The sequence below is a fragment of the Yinghuangia aomiensis genome, from assembly GCF_039542225.1.
Classification (GTDB): Bacteria; Actinomycetota; Actinomycetes; order Streptomycetales; family Streptomycetaceae; genus Yinghuangia; species Yinghuangia aomiensis.
The window spans coordinates 73,641-88,977 of the sequence record NZ_BAABHS010000012.1 but is presented as its reverse complement, the minus strand read 5'-3'; the positions used below and the strand labels follow the sequence as shown (position 1 = coordinate 88,977).

Annotated in this window: 16 protein-coding genes; 9 read left to right on the top strand and 7 right to left on the bottom strand. The window is 73.7% G+C overall.

All coding sequences use genetic code 11. The features are described 5' to 3' along the window. Nucleotides 1-10 precede the first annotated feature (10 nt). The 4 genes from ABEA93_RS18135 (at nt 11) to ABEA93_RS18120 (ending at nt 3,878) form a co-directional block, all read left to right on the top strand. The gene (locus ABEA93_RS18135) at nt 11-1,552 is read left to right on the top strand and encodes an MFS transporter (protein ID WP_345676628.1); all 1,542 of its coding nucleotides are present in this window, start codon (nt 11-13) and stop codon (nt 1,550-1,552) included. Further along, complete coding sequence (locus ABEA93_RS18130; protein ID WP_345676627.1) at nt 1,549-2,250, top strand: SGNH/GDSL hydrolase family protein; 702 nt, start codon at nt 1,549-1,551, stop codon at nt 2,248-2,250. The genes ABEA93_RS18135 and ABEA93_RS18130 overlap by 4 nt, the downstream gene beginning before the upstream one ends. Before the next feature lie 54 nt (nt 2,251-2,304). Continuing rightward, entirely contained in the window at nt 2,305-2,925 is a 621-nt protein-coding gene (locus ABEA93_RS18125; RefSeq protein WP_345676626.1) for a TetR/AcrR family transcriptional regulator, read from the top strand. A 143-nt stretch (nt 2,926-3,068) separates the two neighbouring features. Then, nucleotides 3,069-3,878, top strand: coding sequence for a DUF1444 domain-containing protein (locus ABEA93_RS18120; RefSeq protein WP_345676625.1), 810 nt, complete (start codon nt 3,069-3,071; stop codon nt 3,876-3,878). A 50-nt stretch (nt 3,879-3,928) separates the two neighbouring features. Here the strand turns inward: ABEA93_RS18120 and ABEA93_RS18115 are convergent, their stop codons facing one another. Then, nucleotides 3,929-4,378: a hypothetical protein gene (locus tag ABEA93_RS18115; RefSeq protein ID WP_345676624.1), complete on the bottom strand. Its 450-nt coding sequence runs from the start codon at nt 4,376-4,378 to the stop codon at nt 3,929-3,931. 140 nt (nt 4,379-4,518) lie between these two features. Between ABEA93_RS18115 and ABEA93_RS18110 the strand changes: the two genes are divergently transcribed. Further along, complete coding sequence (locus ABEA93_RS18110) at nt 4,519-4,710, top strand: hypothetical protein (RefSeq protein ID WP_345676623.1); 192 nt, start codon at nt 4,519-4,521, stop codon at nt 4,708-4,710. Between the two features lie 254 nt (nt 4,711-4,964). Here ABEA93_RS18110 and ABEA93_RS18105 read toward each other — a convergent pair whose 3' ends face one another. Then, nucleotides 4,965-5,702, bottom strand: a complete 738-nt coding sequence (locus tag ABEA93_RS18105) for an SDR family oxidoreductase (protein WP_345676621.1) — start codon at nt 5,700-5,702, stop codon at nt 4,965-4,967. Nucleotides 5,703-5,808: 106 nt separating this feature from the next. Between ABEA93_RS18105 and ABEA93_RS18100 the strand changes: the two genes are divergently transcribed. Then, nucleotides 5,809-6,462, top strand: a complete 654-nt coding sequence (locus tag ABEA93_RS18100; RefSeq protein ID WP_345676620.1) for a TetR/AcrR family transcriptional regulator — start codon at nt 5,809-5,811, stop codon at nt 6,460-6,462. 76 nt (nt 6,463-6,538) lie between these two features. On the opposite strand, the gene ABEA93_RS18095 is transcribed toward ABEA93_RS18100, so the two are convergent. From ABEA93_RS18095 to ABEA93_RS18075, 5 genes are all read right to left on the bottom strand, one after another. Next, nucleotides 6,539-7,744 (bottom strand): ABC transporter permease, encoded by a 1,206-nt coding sequence (locus ABEA93_RS18095; RefSeq protein ID WP_345676619.1) that lies wholly within the window; start codon nt 7,742-7,744, stop codon nt 6,539-6,541. Continuing rightward, on the bottom strand, nt 7,741-8,466 hold the full coding sequence (locus ABEA93_RS18090) for an ABC transporter ATP-binding protein (protein WP_345676771.1): 726 nt from the start codon (nt 8,464-8,466) through the stop codon (nt 7,741-7,743). Before ABEA93_RS18090 ends, ABEA93_RS18095 begins: the two co-directional genes overlap by 4 nt. Nucleotides 8,467-8,552: 86 nt before the next feature. Then, on the bottom strand, nt 8,553-9,884 hold the full coding sequence (locus tag ABEA93_RS18085) for a peptidoglycan-binding protein (RefSeq protein WP_345676618.1): 1,332 nt from the start codon (nt 9,882-9,884) through the stop codon (nt 8,553-8,555). Then, nucleotides 9,881-10,471 (bottom strand): hypothetical protein, encoded by a 591-nt coding sequence (locus ABEA93_RS18080; protein WP_345676617.1) that lies wholly within the window; start codon nt 10,469-10,471, stop codon nt 9,881-9,883. Before ABEA93_RS18080 ends, ABEA93_RS18085 begins: the two co-directional genes overlap by 4 nt. Before the next feature lie 176 nt (nt 10,472-10,647). Further along, on the bottom strand, nt 10,648-11,925 hold the full coding sequence (locus ABEA93_RS18075) for a M20 metallopeptidase family protein (RefSeq protein WP_345676616.1): 1,278 nt from the start codon (nt 11,923-11,925) through the stop codon (nt 10,648-10,650). A 344-nt stretch (nt 11,926-12,269) separates the two neighbouring features. Here ABEA93_RS18075 and ABEA93_RS18070 point away from each other — a divergent pair, with 344 nt between their 5' ends. Genes ABEA93_RS18070 through ABEA93_RS18060 form a run of 3 tightly spaced genes read left to right on the top strand, consistent with a single transcriptional unit; the run spans nt 12,270 to nt 15,321 of the window. Continuing rightward, complete coding sequence (locus ABEA93_RS18070) at nt 12,270-12,926, top strand: response regulator transcription factor (RefSeq protein WP_345676615.1); 657 nt, start codon at nt 12,270-12,272, stop codon at nt 12,924-12,926. Further along, nucleotides 12,923-14,167 carry a HAMP domain-containing sensor histidine kinase gene (locus ABEA93_RS18065; RefSeq protein ID WP_345676614.1) on the top strand — a complete coding sequence of 415 codons (1,245 nt, stop codon included), beginning with the start codon at nt 12,923-12,925 and terminating at the stop codon, nt 14,165-14,167. Before ABEA93_RS18070 ends, ABEA93_RS18065 begins: the two co-directional genes overlap by 4 nt. A gap of 44 nt (nt 14,168-14,211) precedes the next feature. Further along, the gene (locus ABEA93_RS18060) at nt 14,212-15,321 is read left to right on the top strand and encodes an FAD-dependent oxidoreductase (protein ID WP_345676613.1); all 1,110 of its coding nucleotides are present in this window, start codon (nt 14,212-14,214) and stop codon (nt 15,319-15,321) included. Nucleotides 15,322-15,337 lie beyond the last annotated feature (16 nt).

The following is a 15,337-nucleotide window of genomic DNA, read 5'->3' as shown; positions in this document are numbered from 1 at the left end:
GACGCCGGAGATGCGGCCACCCCTGCACGACCCCGAACCCAACCTCGGACCCGATTCCGGACCCGATTCCGGACCCGATTCAGAACCCGGTTCAGAACGCGATGCCGAACGCGGAGGAGCCGACGGCAAAGCCGGCTCCGCACTCGTTCTCCTCCTCGCCTGCGGCGGATCGTTCGTCTCCCTGCTCGACGTGACGATCGCCAACCTCGCCGTCCCGGACCTGCAGCGGGACTTCGGCAGCGCCTCGGTCGCCGATCTGACCTGGGTCATGTCGCTGTACGCCATCGCCTTCGCGGCACTCCTCGCCCCCGCGGGGCGGCTCGCCGACACCGTCGGCCGCCGCGGCCTCTACCGGGCCGGCATCGCGGTGTTCACGCTCGCCTCGGCGGCCTGCGCCGCGGCACCGAACCTCGCGACGCTGCTCGTCGCCCGGGCGGTGCAGGGGCTGGGCGCGGCGGCACTGGTGCCCGCCTCGCTGGCCATCGTGCTGGCCCAGATACCGGCCGCCCGGCGGGCGGCGGCGATCGGCGCGTGGTCCGCGTCCGCGTCGCTGGCCGCGGCGCTCGGGCCGAGCCTCGGCGGGATCCTCGTCGACGTGTTCGGGTGGCGCTCGGTGTTCCTGATCACCGTGCCGATCGGCATCGGCCTGGCGCTGCTCACCCGCGTCGCCGCGGACTCGCGGAGCGGCGAACGCACCCCCGATCTCGCCGGGTCCGCGCTGCTGGCGGGCGGGATCGGCGCCCTGGTCGTCGGCGTCTCGCAAGGATCGACCTGGCAGTGGGACGACGCGCGGACGCTCGCCTGCATCGCGGGCGGACTGCTGCTGATCGTCGCCGCGGTGGCCCGCGCGGCACGCCATCCGCGGCCGGGCCTGGAAGTGGGGCTGTGGCGGAGTCGGCCGTACGCCTACGCCAACGTCGTCTCGTTCCTGTTCGGCATGCTGCTCTACCCGTGGATGCTCCTGGGTGTGCTGTACCTGACCCAGGTGTGGCACTACTCCGAACTCCGGGCCGGGTTCGCGATGACGCACGGTGCGGTCGTGTCGGCCGCGGCCGGGCTCGCGGTCGGGAAGCTCGCGCGGGCGGTGACGCCGCGGACGGCGGTCGTCGGCGGGGCGCTTGTGCTCGCGGTCACCGCGCTGTGGCTGGGCCTGGCCGTGCCGGAACAGCCTGCGTTCCTCACGCTGTGGCTGCCGACGGGCGTGCTGCTCGGCCTGGGCATCGGCGCGGTGAGCACCGGGGTGTCGAGCGCGGCGGCGTTGTCCGTGCCGCCGGTGAAATTCGCGGGTGCCACCGGACTGAACCTGACCGCACGTCAGGTCGGCGGGGCGCTCGGCATCGCGGCGCTGGCCACCGTGATGCAGCGCGAGGCCGGGCACGGGACGGACGCGTTCCGGGACTTGTTCTTCATCTTCGCCGGGCTGGCGCTGCTGACCGCGGCGGCGGGGATCGGGCTGGCGAAGGCCGCCGCGGCAGCGGGGGCACCGGCGGATGCGCGGCGGGACGCCGGGGCGGAAGCGCCGGTAGGCGAACGCAAGGAGATGACGGTATGACCACGACGCACATGAGCCGGGGAGCCGAGCCGCTCGCGTACCGCTTGGCCGCGGGTGAGGAAGCCGCGCTGCTCGCCGGGGCGCCCTGGCGGCGGTTCGCGGTGATCGGGGACAGCATCGCCGAGGGCATCGGGGAAGCCACCGAAGGGTTCCCGGATCAGGGCTGGGCGGACTCGGTCGCCCAGGCACTCGAACGCGCTTCCGGGGAGCAGGCGTTCGCGTACCTCAACCTGGGCAAGCGGGATCTGCGGGCCGCGGCGATCCGCGAAACGCAGCTCGGCGGTGCTCTGGAGTTCCGGCCGGACCTGGCCGCGGTGCTCGCGGGCGGCAACGACCTGCTGCGCAGCCGCTTCGAACCCGAACCGGTGGCGGCCGACATCGACGCGATGGTGGCGGCACTCCGCGCGGGCGGGGCGGACGTGGTGACGTTCGGACTGTACGACTGCTCCGGGAGCCCGTACATCCCCGACGAACTCCGCGGCCCGCTGCGCGACCGGCTGCACCGGCTCAACGACCTGACCGCCGCCATCGCCGGCCGGCACGGCGCGGTGCACGTCGACTTCACCAACCACGCGGCGTCCGCCGACCCGTCGCTGTACGGCAGCGACGGGCTGCACGGGAACCGGCGCGGGCACGCGTTCACCGCAGCGCACACGCTGCGCACGCTCGCGGCGGCGCGCCTGGGGCCGACCGGGTAGCCGTCGGTGGCAGCGGTCTCCTCACGTGCGGCGGGGCTGGGGTTCAATAGGTGGATGGCCACCTCGACGAGCCCCCGCACCCGCCGCACGCAGCAGCAGCGTTCCGACGCGACCACCGCGGATCTGCTGACGGCGGCCCGCGACCTGTTCGCGGCCGAGGGCTACGGCGGGACGTCGCTCGACGCGGTCTGCGCGCGGGCGGGCGTCAGCAAGGGCGCGCTGTACCACCACTTCCGCAACAAGGAGGACTTGTTCCTCGGCGTGTATGTGGCCGAGGAAGGGAAGATCGCCGAACAGGTCGCGGCCGCGTACCTGGCGAAGGCCGACGAGGACCTGTGGGACGCGGTCTACGAGGGCTGCAAGGCGTACCTGCGGATGAGCCTGGACCCGGGCGTGCAGCGGATCACTCTGCTGGACGCGCCGGGGGCGCTCGGGGTGGAAGCGGTCGACGAGGTGACCGAGCAGTGCGTGAAGCAGATGTACGTCGGGGTCAAGCGCGCGATCGCGGGCGGGCGGATCGCGCCGCGGCCGGTCGAGCCGCTGGCCCGGCTGCTCTTCGGCGGACTCAGCGAGTCCGCGAAGACGATAGGGCGCGCGGAGGACCCGGAGCGGGCGCAGCGCGAGGCGTTGGAGGAGCTGCGCCGGGTCTTCGACGCCGTGGCCGGGGCGGCGTGACAGCGCCGGGGACGCGGGTCTCCGCGCGGCAGCGCGGAGCATGCTTGCACGGCGGGACGTGGCCCGGGTAGACACAAGGGGTCACACCCGCACCTCGCCGCACGCCCCCGTGTGCGGCGGCCGGCCCCCAGAGGATCCGATCCATGGCGATGTTCCGCCGCAACCGCCCGCCCGCCGCGGGGCAGCCCGCCCAGTACGGCCCGCCGACCGGGCAGCCGGTCGCGGTCGGCGGAGGACCCGGCAGCGGGCCGGGCATGCCGCCCGGTGCGGTCGGGGGTGCGGCGGGTCCCGGCGGGCCGGCGAGCGGGCCCGGCGGCGACCTGCGGCAGATGCTCGCGGGCGCGCCCGTGGATCGCGTCCGCCTGGACCTGCGGCTGGTCGTGACGCGGCCCGGCCCGCACTTGGCGCCGCCCGCGATGGTGTGGCCGCTGGGTGACGAGCTGGTCGCGGTGGCGTGCGTCAAGCTGCCGGACGGGCAGATCGTCACCGCCGAGGTCCCCATGGCGCAGGCGTGGGGCATGGGCGCGGAAGACGTGTGGCTGCAGTCCGCGACGAACCTGCGCGGCGAGCACTTCGCGCGCAGCGAGTTCGACGCCCCCGGTGGCGCGGACATGTACGCGTTCGTCGGCCAGGGCTGGCCGGCCACCGCCCAGCTGACCCGCCTCGGCGAGGCCCTCGGCGCGGACCTGCCCGCGGGCGCCCTCGTCGCGTTCCCCGACGACAACACGCTGATCAGCGTCCCGATCCGCAACCAGCGCATCCCCGAGACGGTGTCCGCGATGTTCGCCACCGGCCACGAACTCACCCGCGGCATGCAGCCGCTGAGCCCCCGCGCCTACTGGTGGCACGAGGGTGTAGCGGAACCCCTTGACGTCCAGTGGCACGGGCAGCAGGCCCACGTGAACGGCTCGGCACGGTTCGGCCAGGTGATGGCGGGGGTGCCGCAGCGCTGACGGCGGGGCGCGGTGCGCGGGCTCGGCACCGAGCCCGCACCCGGCGCGGATCAGCCGGACACCAGCGTCGCGAGCAGCGCCGACAGGCGTTGCGGCTGGTCGAAGTCCCCCTCGTCGGCGTCCCCGTGGTCGATGTCGTGCACCATCGGATCGTCCGGACGCTCGTCGTCGAGGTCGACGACCCAGTAGTACTGCGTCGTCTCGCTGAACGCGATCACCATGAGGGCGCGGTCGTCCGCGATCGGATCTCCGTCGACGAGCTGGGGGAACGTCATCAGGTAGTCGTCCTCGTCGGTGCGCAGGACGTGCCCGGCAGGCCAGCGGACCGCCAGGATCGCCTGCAACGCGGGCGGCACGCGCCGCGGCCCGAGCGGCGTGTCCTCGACCCAGGCGCCCGGCTCGAAGTCCGCGTCGACGGAACCGCCCAGGCGTGCGAACTCCCGCAGCACGTCCGGATGCGGAGCCCGACCGACCGAGGTACCCGACATGTGATCGCCCATCGCTCGTCCGAACGGTCCGGTTGCCGCCCGACCGTAGCGAACCGGTCTGCCACAGCTTCCCGTTGCCGCGCATTGTGGACAGCGTCGAGCGACGGTTACCCGTGCGGCGGCCGACCGGTCGTGTGCCGTTTCATGGAGCGGTGGACGACATCGTGTGGGGACGGCTTTCCGGCGACGCGCGGGCCGAGGTGGATCGCCTGATCCTGGCGGGGCGCAAGGTCCACGCCGTGGCGTTGCTGCGTGAGGCCGCGGGCCCGCCGACGCCGGGGATCCACGCGGCCGTCGACGTGGTGCAGTGGCGGTGGGAGGAACTGGGCTGCCCCGCGGGGTGAGGCCGGCTGCCGACGCGACGCCGGAACCAGCGGACACCAGGCCGATGCCACGCGGTCGCCCCGAGGCGCCGCCGGATGCGGCGGGGGGAGCGGGCCCGGCGCGACCTCGCTCCGCGCGGCAGGCTCTCCCGGGGCGCGTTGCGGCGCGATGAGGATGGCCGCCCCCGTCGCGCCGTCCAGTCGCGCCTCGGCTCCAGCCGGAGCCGGAGCTCGCCGCGCACGCGCCGAAGCCGCCCGGCAGCGTTCCCGCCGCCTTACCGCCCCGTCGCCAGGTTCGCGCCGCCCGTGCAGTCGAAGACCACGCCGGTGACGAAGCCGTTGCCGGCGAGCATGGCGATGGCTGCGGCGATTTCGCTGGGCCGGCCTACCCGGCCGACCGGGGTGGCGGCGGCCATGCCGTCGAAGAACGTGGCCCGGGCGTCGTCGGGCATGCCGTGCCACCACGGGGTGTCGACCACGCCCGGGGAGACCGCGTTGACGCGCAGCGGGGCGAGTTCGACGGCGAGCGGCGGGACCATCGCTTCGAGGGCGCCGTTGATCGCGGCCAGGCCGGACGTGCCCGGGAAAGCGGCGCGGGCCGACGCGGCGGTGACGAAGGTGACCGATCCGTCGCCGCGCAGCGTGGGCAGGGCCGCCTGGAGGATGCGGACGAACGGCCAGAACTTGCCCGCGAAACCGGCTGCCAGGTCGCCTTCCGTGCCCAGGTCCAGGGCGGCGAGCGGACCCGCGCCGGAGGATCCGCTCAAGGCGAGGACCAAGTGGTCGATGGGGCCGTGTCCGGCGAAGAACGCGGCGATCTGCTCGGGGTCGGTGCCGTCGAGCACGTGGCCTTCGACTTTGCCGCCGATGCGCTCGACGGCGGCGTCGAGGCGGGCCCGGTCGCGGCCGGTGACCACGACCTCGGCGCCGTCCGCGGCGAACCGGGCCGCGGCCGCCTCGCCGATGCCCGAGGTGCCGCCCATGACCACGACGTGCTGACCGGTGAAGGACATGGCTGTGCTCCTTATGCCTGGAGGTGCGCTTTGTCGAGACTCACGGTCTCGGCATGACATGAGTGTTGTCGAGACTGCGAGTCTCGTCAACCTATATAGTCCAGGCATGCGCACCGACGACCCCGAACCCCCGCCCGGCCCCGACCCGGCGCAGCCCCGCCCGCACACCGGGCGCCGCCGCAACGACGACGTCCGACGGGCGATCCTGGCCGCCGCCATGCGGCTGCTGCGCGGCGGTGGCGAGGCCGCCAGGCCGGTGACCGTGGACGCCATCGCGCGCGAGGCCGGGGTCGGCAAGCAGACGATCTACCGGTGGTGGCCGTCCAAAGGCGCGGTGCTGCTCGAAGCCCTGACCAGCCACGCCGACGACGTCGTGCCGGAGACCGACGTCGGGAACGTGCGCACCGACCTCACCGCGTTCGTCACCGCGAGCTTCGCGGGCGCGGCGGCCCCCGACACCGCGCCCGTCCTCGCGAAGCTGGCCCGCGAAGCCGCCCACGACGCGCATCTGGCGGCCATGATGGGCGAGTTCACCGAGGCGCGCCGCAACGCGCTGCTGGCGCTGCTGCGCCGCGGCCGCGACCGGGGCGAACTCGCGGCCGACGCCGACCTCGACCTGATGGTGGACCAGGTCTTCGGGGTGCTCTGGTACCGGCTGCTGGTGGGACACACCGAGCTGACCCCGGGCGCGGCGACCCGGCTCGCGGAAACGCTGGTGCGCGGGAACGCGGGAAGCGCCGGGAACGCGGGAGAGGCGTAGGGAGACAGGAAGCGCGGCGGAGGCGTAGGGAGGCGGGGCGGGCCGCGCAACGGCCGACCGCCGCCCCGCCCCTCCCTCACCCCACCGCCAGCGCCTCCGTAGGCGTCAGCCGTGCCGCCCGTCCCGCCGGATACAGCCCGGCAATCGCCCCGACCAGCGCCGAGGCGCCGACCGCCGCCGCCAGCGCACCCGCGGGGATACTGAACGGCCAGTCCTTGGCGGCCGCGTACGCATACGTCGCCGCGCCGCCCAGCACGGCTCCGGCAATGCCGCCCAAGCCCGACAGTGTTACGGCCTCGGTCAGGAACTGCGTGCGGATCTGGCCGCGGTGCGCACCCAGCGCGCGGCGGAGGCCGATCTCCTGGCGGCGTTCCAACACCGCGATCACCATCGTGTTCGCCACGCCCACCCCGCCGACCAGCAAGGCGACCGCGCCGAGCCCGAGGAGCAGCGCGTTGAACGTGTCCTTCGCCGCGAGCTGTGCCGCCAGGGCGTCGCTCGGGCGGCTGACGCGGACCTCGTTGGGGCTCTTCGGGTTGACGGTCGGCGCGAGGACGTCGCGGACTTGTTCGACCGCGGAGTCCGCCGTCCGGGTATAGACGGTCGTCGGATGGCCGTCGAACCCGAGGTAGCGGGTCGCGGCCTGCCAGCCGACCAAGGCACTCGTGTCCAGTTCCGGAGCGAGCGGCACCGGGTCGAGGATGCCGATGACCGTGAACCACTGGTCGCCCAGCCACACTTGTCGGCCCGGCGCGTCGACGCCCAAGCGGTCCGCGGCCTTCGCACCCAGGACCGCCGTGGGGTAGCCCGACGTGGCCGGGTCGAGGAAACGGCCGCTGCGGAGCTGCCCGCCGACGGTGGCCAGGAGGTCCTCGCGGGCCGCGGCGACCTGGATGCCGCCGGTGATCTTCGCGTCGATCCGGTCGTTGCGGCGCACCGCGGCCTTGGTGGCCCCGGTGGCGGTCGCGGATTCGACCGGGCCGATGCGGCGCACCATCGCGTCGGCGTCCACCGGCAGGTCGACCTGGCCGCCCGAGAAGCTGCTGCCGGGCGCGACGGTGAGCAGGTTCGTCCCCAACTTCGCGATGCGCTGCTCGAGTTCCGCCTGACTGGACGTGCCGATGCCGACGACCGCAACCATCGCCGCCACACCGATGGCGATGCCCAGGGCCGACAACGCCGCGCGCAATTTGCGGCCGCGGAGGCCGGACAGGCCGACGACGAGGACGTCCCTCGGCCCCAGCCGCGCGGGGGAGGGAAGGGCTTCGAAGGGACCGGTCACGACGCCGCCTCCGGACCGGAGCCGGCCGGCTGCGCCGCGGACAGCACCGTCCGCCCGTCCTCGCGGATTCGCCCGTCCAGGATCCGCACCCGCCGCGGCAAGGCCGCGGCCAGTGCCTGGTCGTGCGTGATGACCGCGATCGTCGTGCCCTGCGCGTTCAAGTCGCGCAGCAGGTCGACGACGGCCGCGCCGGATGCCGAGTCGAGCGCGCCGGTCGGTTCGTCGGCGAGGACGATCCGGGGCCGGGCCACGACCGCGCGCGCGATCGCGGTGCGCTGCCGTTCGCCGCCGGACAGTTCGTGCGGACGGTGGTCGAGCCGATGCCCCAGTCCCACGCGCCGCAACGCCTCCGCCGCGCGGTCGCGCCGCCCCGAGTGCCCGATGCCGTGGTACAGCAGCCCGTTCGCGACGTTCTCCAACGCCGTCAGGTGCGGGGCGAGGAAGAACTGCTGGAACACGAAGCCGATCCAGCGCGCCCGCACCGCGGACAGCCGCCGGTCGGACAGTGCGGCCACGTCGTGCCCGAGGACCTCCACCCGGCCCGACGTCGGCCGGTCGAGCGTGCCCATCAGATTGAGCAGCGTCGACTTGCCCGATCCGGACGGGCCGACGATCGCCAGCAACTCGCCCTGCCGGATGGTGAGATCCGCATGGTCCAGGGCGGTGAGGCCACCCGCGTACGTCTTGGTCGCCGCACGCAGGGCGATCACCTCGGGCGCCAGATGCTTGCCGTGCGCCGGGTCCGGCTCCCCGAACCCCGGCTCCTCCGCGCGTCGGGCGGTCCGGCGGAACCGGCCCGCGGCCCGCGTCACGACGGCACCCGCACATTCTGCCCCTCGGCCAGCCCGTTGCCGGACACCTCGACGCGGCCGTTCGCGAACAGCCCGGGCGTCACCCCCACCAGGCGCGACGTCCCGGAGGACGGCTCGACGACCTCGACGGCGTAACCGCCTTCGGCGAGCGCGACGAGAGCGTTGACCGGAACGGACAGCACATTCGTACGGCTCTGGCTGGTGAACCCGACATTCACCGGCGCACCGTCCAGCGCCCCGGCTTCGTCGGGCTTGTCGAGGGTCACCGTCACCTGGATCACCGGCTTGCCGCCGCCGCCACCGGGCGGGGCACCGCCGCCGTCGCCCTCGTTCTTCGTCGCGACGGTCCCGATCTCCGCAACCGTGCCCGGGGTCGTGCGGCCGTCCGGAAGACGCACCGAGACCTTGGCGCCCTTGCGGGCCAGCGCCTGCTTGTCCACCGGCAGCGGCACGGTCACCTGCCGGTTCGTGCCGGAGACCGCGGCCACCTCGCCCTGGGCGGGCGCGCCGACCGACGCCTTGAGCGCGGTCACCCGGACCGCGCCGGGCTGCACCACGACCGCCGACGGGTCGACCCGGCCGGTCTGCGGCACACCGAGCGCCTTCTGCCAGCGCTGGACGGCCGCCGCGGTCGCGTCCGTGAACTTGTCGTCGACCTGCAGATCCTTGCCGTAGCCGAGCGCGACCAGGTTGCGTTCCAGGATCCGCACGTCGCTGCCGTTCGCCACGCCCTTGCCGAGCGCCCGCCACAGCGGCGCGTCGCCGACGAACAGCGGCACCGGACGGCCGTTCACCCGGTAGACCGTCGCGCCTTGCCGCACGACGTCGCCCACCTTCGGCAGTTCGGTGAAGATCCGCGGACCGGACAGCCCGTCGTCGGGGCGGCCGGTACCCGGCTGCTTGGTGTCCGGGGTCCGCGACGGCGGCGGCGACGACGCGGTACCGCCACCCGGAGGCGCACTCGCGCCGCCGCCGTCACCCGCACCCGGGGGAATGCCGCCGCCCGACTCGGGCTGCTGCGCGTAGATCGTGCCCGTTCCGGCGAAGCCCAGCACGCCGCCGAGTTCCTCGCTGACCGTCAGATCGCCGCGGACCACCGGCGCCTTCGCCTTCGTCGACTGCGACTGGTTCTGCGTCTTGCCGCCGCCGCCGTCCGGCGCGAACACCACCGCCCCGCCCACCCCGAGCGCCAGCACGGCGGCGACACCGGCGATCGCGAACGTGCGCGTCCGAACGGCGGAACGCCGCGACCGGACGGGCGCGTACTCGGCGGTGTCGTCCGACCCCGGCGCGGGATCCAGGATCCCGCCCGGCCCGAGCCCCGTCACTTCGGAACCGTCACGCTCGGCGCGTCGCCCGAGCCGGGCATGCAGGCTTTGAACGCCGCATCCGACTTGTTCGGGTCGCTCGCGTCCTGGCCGATCGCCAACCCGTTCTGGCCCGGCTGCGGGTCCGGCACGTCCATGCCGTGCTCGCGCAGGCACTTGGCGAGCTTGAGGTCGTTCTCGCGCTGCGCCGCCTTGTCCTTCTCGGACACCTCGCCGCCGTTCGGCAGCCACTGGCGGCACGCGTTGGAGGCGTCCTCCATCTTCTTCATCTCCGCCGAGTCCGCCCCGCCGGCCGCCGGCATCGCCATCACCGCCATGCTGCCGTCCGCGTTCGGGTCGGGCATGTCGATGCCGTGCTCGCGCATGCACCCGGCGTACTTCACCATGTCGCCCTTGTCGCCCGCGGCGGCCTTCGGCGGCGCGGACGAGCCCTTGCCGTCGCCGAGCGACGCGACACCGTCCTTGCCGCCGTCCGACCCGCCCGACGAACATGCCGACAGGACCAGCAGCGACGCGAGGACCGCCGCGCCTGCCCCGGCCGTCGTCCGGTGCAGGCGCGTGCGGTGCCGCGTGGGGAGATTGCGCATCCGTGAATCCCTTCGCCGGCGGACGGCACGCTGCCGTCCGACCCGCTACCGGTTCTACGGAGCAGCCGGTTCGCCGCCGGTTCGCGGCGCGCTAACCGCGCGCTAACCGGCGGCGCGGTGGCGGCGTCCGCGCAACGGGACCGCCGCCCGCGCGCCCGGGTTGCCGCCGACCGGAGTCAGCGCGCGAGCAAGAGCGCCCGCTCGCCGACGCGTTCCCGCGGCCGGACCGGGGTGGCGCCGAGCGCGGCGAACTGCACCGCGGCCATCACGGGTGCCCGGGGGTCGGTATCGAACGTCGGAGTGTGCAGCTTTCGGCGGCTGTCGACCAGCGGCATGCCCATGGGCACGACCCCCAGTTGCGTGTAGTGGATCATGTCCACGCCCGGAATGGCCTTCCGGCCGTTCTCCTCCGGGACCCCCGTGCCGAAGAACGCGAAGTCGTCGCCGCCGCGGGACCCTTCGAACAGCACCACGTTCTCCTCGCCCACCACCGCGCCGAGGATCGCGCGGACCTCGGGCTCCGCGGTGTTGATCACCGGTGGCAGCAGGTCGATGAGGTTGACCTTGGCTCCGGTGTAGCCGTTCTTCCGCAGGATCTTCGCGGCGATCTTCATGAGTTCTCGCGGCGCGGCCTGGTACGTCTTCATGGTCGGGGAACGCAGCGTGGCCAAGCCGTCTCCGTGATCCGGGATGACGTTCATCGTCGTCCCGGCGCTGAAGCGGCCGAAGCCCAGGACCGGACGGTCGCTTTCCGGCACGTTCGCGTAGAGCTTCCGCAGCCCGTCGCGCATGCCGACGATGAGGTCGGCTCCCACCTCGACCGGGTTCTCGCTCTCCTCCGGACGCGCGGTGTGGCCGCCCGGACCGGACAGCTCCAGTTCGACACGGTGCGCGCTGTATTGCGTCGGCCCCTGGCGGACGGCGTACTGGCCGATCCGGATCGTCGGCCAGCAGTGCAGGCCATAGGCTGCCACCGCATGCTCCAGGACGTTGTCCTCCCGGACCATCACGGCGGCGCCGACGCCGTCTTCCTCGGCCGGCCGGAACACGAACCGGACACGGTTGGCCAGTTCCCCGCGGTCGTCAAGATCTTTGAGGACATGCGCCGCGCCGACCAACCCCGCCGTCGTGACGTCGTGGCCGCAGCCGTGATGGACGCCGGCTTTCCGCGACCGGTACTCGACGTTGCGTTTGTCGGGCATTTTCAGAGCGTCGATGTCGGCGCTCAGCACGACGACCTGACCGTCTTTCGGCCCGACTTCCCCGATGACACCCGTGCCGCGACTGCCCCGGACGGGGCTGAAGCCGATCGAGGCCAGCTCCGCCTCGATCTTCTCGGTGGTGCGGTGCTCCTGCCACGCCAGTTCCGGGTGCCGGGCCAGATCCTCGCGGAACTCGCGAGTCTCCTCGGTCCTTGCGAGCGTCGCTTCACGGATCTCGCTGTACGTCGCCATACCGCCGCCTTCCGGTGCTGTGAGGGGGCCTGCCGACTTTGCGCGGGATTATTCGCCCGCCGGGCAGACGATCCCGGGCGTCGCGGCCGCCCTCGCGGTATCGGATTTCATTCCGGCGCCATTGCCGCTTTGGGTTGCGTTCCTGCCACATTTACCTCACAAGTCACACCAGCCCCACCTAATCGCGTGGCGGCCCCGTTCGGCCTAACCACCCGCTAACCAGCCCCGGGGCAGGCTCGGTACCGGTCCGATCGGCACCGACGCCGTGCCGGGACCCGGGTGGGGCCGGGTCCCGGCGGCGGGATGTGATCATGGGACGGATGCCCGGAAACGGAGAAACACGGATGAAACTGCTCGTCGTCGAGGACGACGAAGACTTGGCCGAGCTGCTCGCCGAAGGCCTGCGCGGCCAAGGCTTCGGCGTCGACGTGGCGCGCGACGGCGCCCGCGCGCTGGAACGCGCCGCGGCATCCGCGTACGACGTGATCCTCCTCGACCGCGACCTGCCCGTGCTGCACGGCGATGCCGTGTGCCGCACCCTCGTCGCCACCCGCAACCCGGCCCGCATCCTCATGCTCACCGCGTCCGGAGCGCTCGCCGACCGCGTCGACGGACTCAACCTCGGCGCCGACGACTACCTCGCCAAACCGTTCGCCTACACCGAACTCGTGGCGCGCATCCACGCCCTCGCCCGGCGCGGCGGCGGCAGCACAAGCGGCGGCGTGCTGGAACGCCGCGGCGTCGTCCTCGACCCGCAGCGGCGCCTCGCCGAACGGGACGGACGCCTGCTCCGCCTCAGCCCCAAGGAAATGGTCATCCTCGAACTCCTCCTGACGGCCGACGGCGGCGTCGTCACGCACGGCGAACTCCTCGACGAAGCCTGGGAAGACGCCGTCGACCCACGCACCGGCGTGGTCAAAGTCGCCATGCACGGGCTGCGCCGCAAACTCGGCGACCCGCCGCTCATCGAAGCGGTCCCCGGGATCGGCTACCGGCTGTGAGACGCCGCCTGCGCGGGCTCCCGCGCCCCAACTGGCGGATCCGCACCCGGCTGGCCGCCCTCCACGCCGTGCTGTTCGTGGCCTGCGGCGGCGTGCTGCTGCTCGTGCAGTACATCGCGGTCAACCGCATCCTCGGCGACCACAGCAGCGTCGTCACGTCCGTGCCCGCACCCGCTGCGACCGACGCGGTGCCCGCACAGCCGATCCTGCCCTCGTACCCGGCCGACGGCCCGTCCATGGCGGCCACCACCCAGGCCGTCGCCCTCGCCCGCTTCGTCGACTTCAAATCCGTGGTCCTCGACGCGTTGGTCGGCCAATCGCTCGTCACCCTGGGCGTGCTCACCGTGCTGGCCGCCGCACTCGGCTGGTGGACGGCCGGACGCTCCCTCGCCCGCCTGCACACCGTCACCGCCGCCGCCCGACACATCTCCGAACGCAACCTGGACGACCGGCTCGCCCTCGTCGGCCCGTCCGACGAGATCAAGGAACTCGGCGACACCTTCGACGCCATGCTCGGCCGCCTCGACCGGGCCTTCGCCGCCAACCGCCGCTTCGCGGCCAACGCGTCCCACGAACTCCGCACCCCGCTCGCCGTGCAGCGCACCGCGCTGGAAATCCCCCTCGCCCAAGGCCGCGTGCCCGACGACCTCAAACCGTCCGTGGTACGCGCCCTGCGCGCCACTGCCCGCAGCGAACGCCTCGTCGGCAGCCTGCTGCTGCTCGCCAAGGGCCAGCAGGGCCCGGAGAGCTACCAGGACGTCGACCTCGCCGACCTGACCGCGGAAGCCATCGACACCTACCACGCGCAGGCCGCCGCCGCGGGCATCGTCCTCACCCGCGACCTCGGCCCGGCGCCCACGTCCGGCGACCCGGTGCTGCTCGAACACGTCGCCGCGAACCTCATCCAGAACGCCGTCCGGCACAACCGCCCGGAACCCGGACCGGAAGGCCGCGGCCTCATCCGCGTCACCACCGCCGCCACCCCCGGCCGCGGCGCGGAACTCCGGGTCGCCAACTCGGGCGCGGTCATCGCCGCCGCCGACGTCGAGGCCCTGTTCGAACCCTTCCACCGCGGCGACGCCGCCCGCCTCGCCGGATCCGGCGACACCACCGGATCCGGACTCGGCCTGTCCATCGTCCGCGCCGTCGTCGACTCGCACGGCGGGACCGTCGAGGCGGAAGCCCGCGGCGAAGGCGGACTCACCGTGGTCGTGCGGCTGCCGGGCGCCGCGGACGACTGACCGACGGCCGGGAAGTCCGGCGGGCTTCGCGGTGTTCACCCGGCATGGATGCTTCGGAGCCCGTGCCCGCCCCGCTCGACGCCGTCGTGATCGGCGCCGGACAGGCCGGCCTGTCCGCCGCCTACTTCCTGCGCCGCGCGGGCCTGGACTTCGTCGTACTCGACGCCGACGCCGGGCCGGGCGGCGCATGGCGGCACCGGTGGCCGACGCTGCTCATGGAGTCCGTGCACGGCGTGCACGAGCTGCCCGGCATGCCCGTCCCGCCGGTCGACCCCGCCGAGCAGGCACGGGTGGCCGTCCCCGCCTACTTCGCCGCGTACGAACACGCGATGGACCTGCCCGTCGTGCGCCCGGTCAAGGTCGCCGCCGTCCGCGAGGCGGGGGAGGGGCTGCTGGCCGTCGACACCGACGCCGGCACGTGGACGACCCGCACGCTGATCAACGCCACCGGCACGTGGCGGCGGCCGTTCCTGCCCTACTATCCGGGCGCCGCCGACTTCCGCGGCCGCCAACTCCACACCGTCGACTACGCGGGCCCCGACGAGTTCCGCGGCAAGCACGTCGTGGTCGTCGGCGGCGGAACGTCCGCCATCCACTTCCTGGCCGAGATCAACGCCGCGGGCGGCACCACGACATGGGTGACCCGGCGGCCGCCGCAGTTCCGCGACGACGAGTTCACCCCCGAACTGGGCCGGGCCGCGGTCGCGCGCGTCGAGGAACGCGTCCGGCAGGGCCTGCCGCCGCAGAGCGTCGTCACCGTCACCGGGCTCCCGCCCACCGCGGCGGTCCGCGACGCCCGGGAACGCGGCCTCCTCGACCGCACACCGATGTTCGACCGGCTCACCCCCGACGGCGTCGCCTGGGACACCGCGGACGGCCCCCGCACCATGCACGCCGACGCCGTCCTGTGGGCGACCGGCTTCCGCGCCGCCCTCGACCACCTCGCGCCTCTCGGCCTGCGCGAACCCGGCGGCGGCATCCGCATGGACGGCACCCGCACCGCCGCCGACCCGCGTATCCACCTGGTCGGCTACGGGCCGTCGGCCAGCACCATCGGCGCCAACCGGGCCGGGCGGGCAGCCGTCCACGAGATCACCAGGCTGCTGCGCGACGCCGACGCCCGCACCAGCCGGGCAGCCCCTTCCGCGGCCTGACCCCGGGGGACGCGGG

Excerpts from the sequence above, each read along its gene's own strand:
- ABEA93_RS18135 (WP_345676628.1), top strand. The coding sequence starts at position 11 with ATGCGGCCACCCCTGCACGACCCCGAACCCAACCTCGGACCCGATTCC.
- ABEA93_RS18130 (WP_345676627.1), top strand. The coding sequence starts at position 1,549 with ATGACCACGACGCACATGAGCCGGGGAGCCGAGCCGCTCGCGTACCGC.
- ABEA93_RS18125 (WP_345676626.1), top strand. The coding sequence starts at position 2,305 with ATGGCCACCTCGACGAGCCCCCGCACCCGCCGCACGCAGCAGCAGCGT.
- ABEA93_RS18120 (WP_345676625.1), top strand. The coding sequence starts at position 3,069 with ATGGCGATGTTCCGCCGCAACCGCCCGCCCGCCGCGGGGCAGCCCGCC.
- ABEA93_RS18115 (WP_345676624.1), bottom strand. The coding sequence starts at position 4,378 with ATGGGCGATCACATGTCGGGTACCTCGGTCGGTCGGGCTCCGCATCCG.
- ABEA93_RS18105 (WP_345676621.1), bottom strand. The coding sequence starts at position 5,702 with ATGTCCTTCACCGGTCAGCACGTCGTGGTCATGGGCGGCACCTCGGGC.
- ABEA93_RS18100 (WP_345676620.1), top strand. The coding sequence starts at position 5,809 with ATGCGCACCGACGACCCCGAACCCCCGCCCGGCCCCGACCCGGCGCAG.
- ABEA93_RS18080 (WP_345676617.1), bottom strand. The coding sequence starts at position 10,471 with ATGCGCAATCTCCCCACGCGGCACCGCACGCGCCTGCACCGGACGACG.
- ABEA93_RS18075 (WP_345676616.1), bottom strand. The coding sequence starts at position 11,925 with ATGGCGACGTACAGCGAGATCCGTGAAGCGACGCTCGCAAGGACCGAG.
- ABEA93_RS18070 (WP_345676615.1), top strand. The coding sequence starts at position 12,270 with ATGAAACTGCTCGTCGTCGAGGACGACGAAGACTTGGCCGAGCTGCTC.
- ABEA93_RS18060 (WP_345676613.1), top strand. The coding sequence starts at position 14,212 with ATGGATGCTTCGGAGCCCGTGCCCGCCCCGCTCGACGCCGTCGTGATC.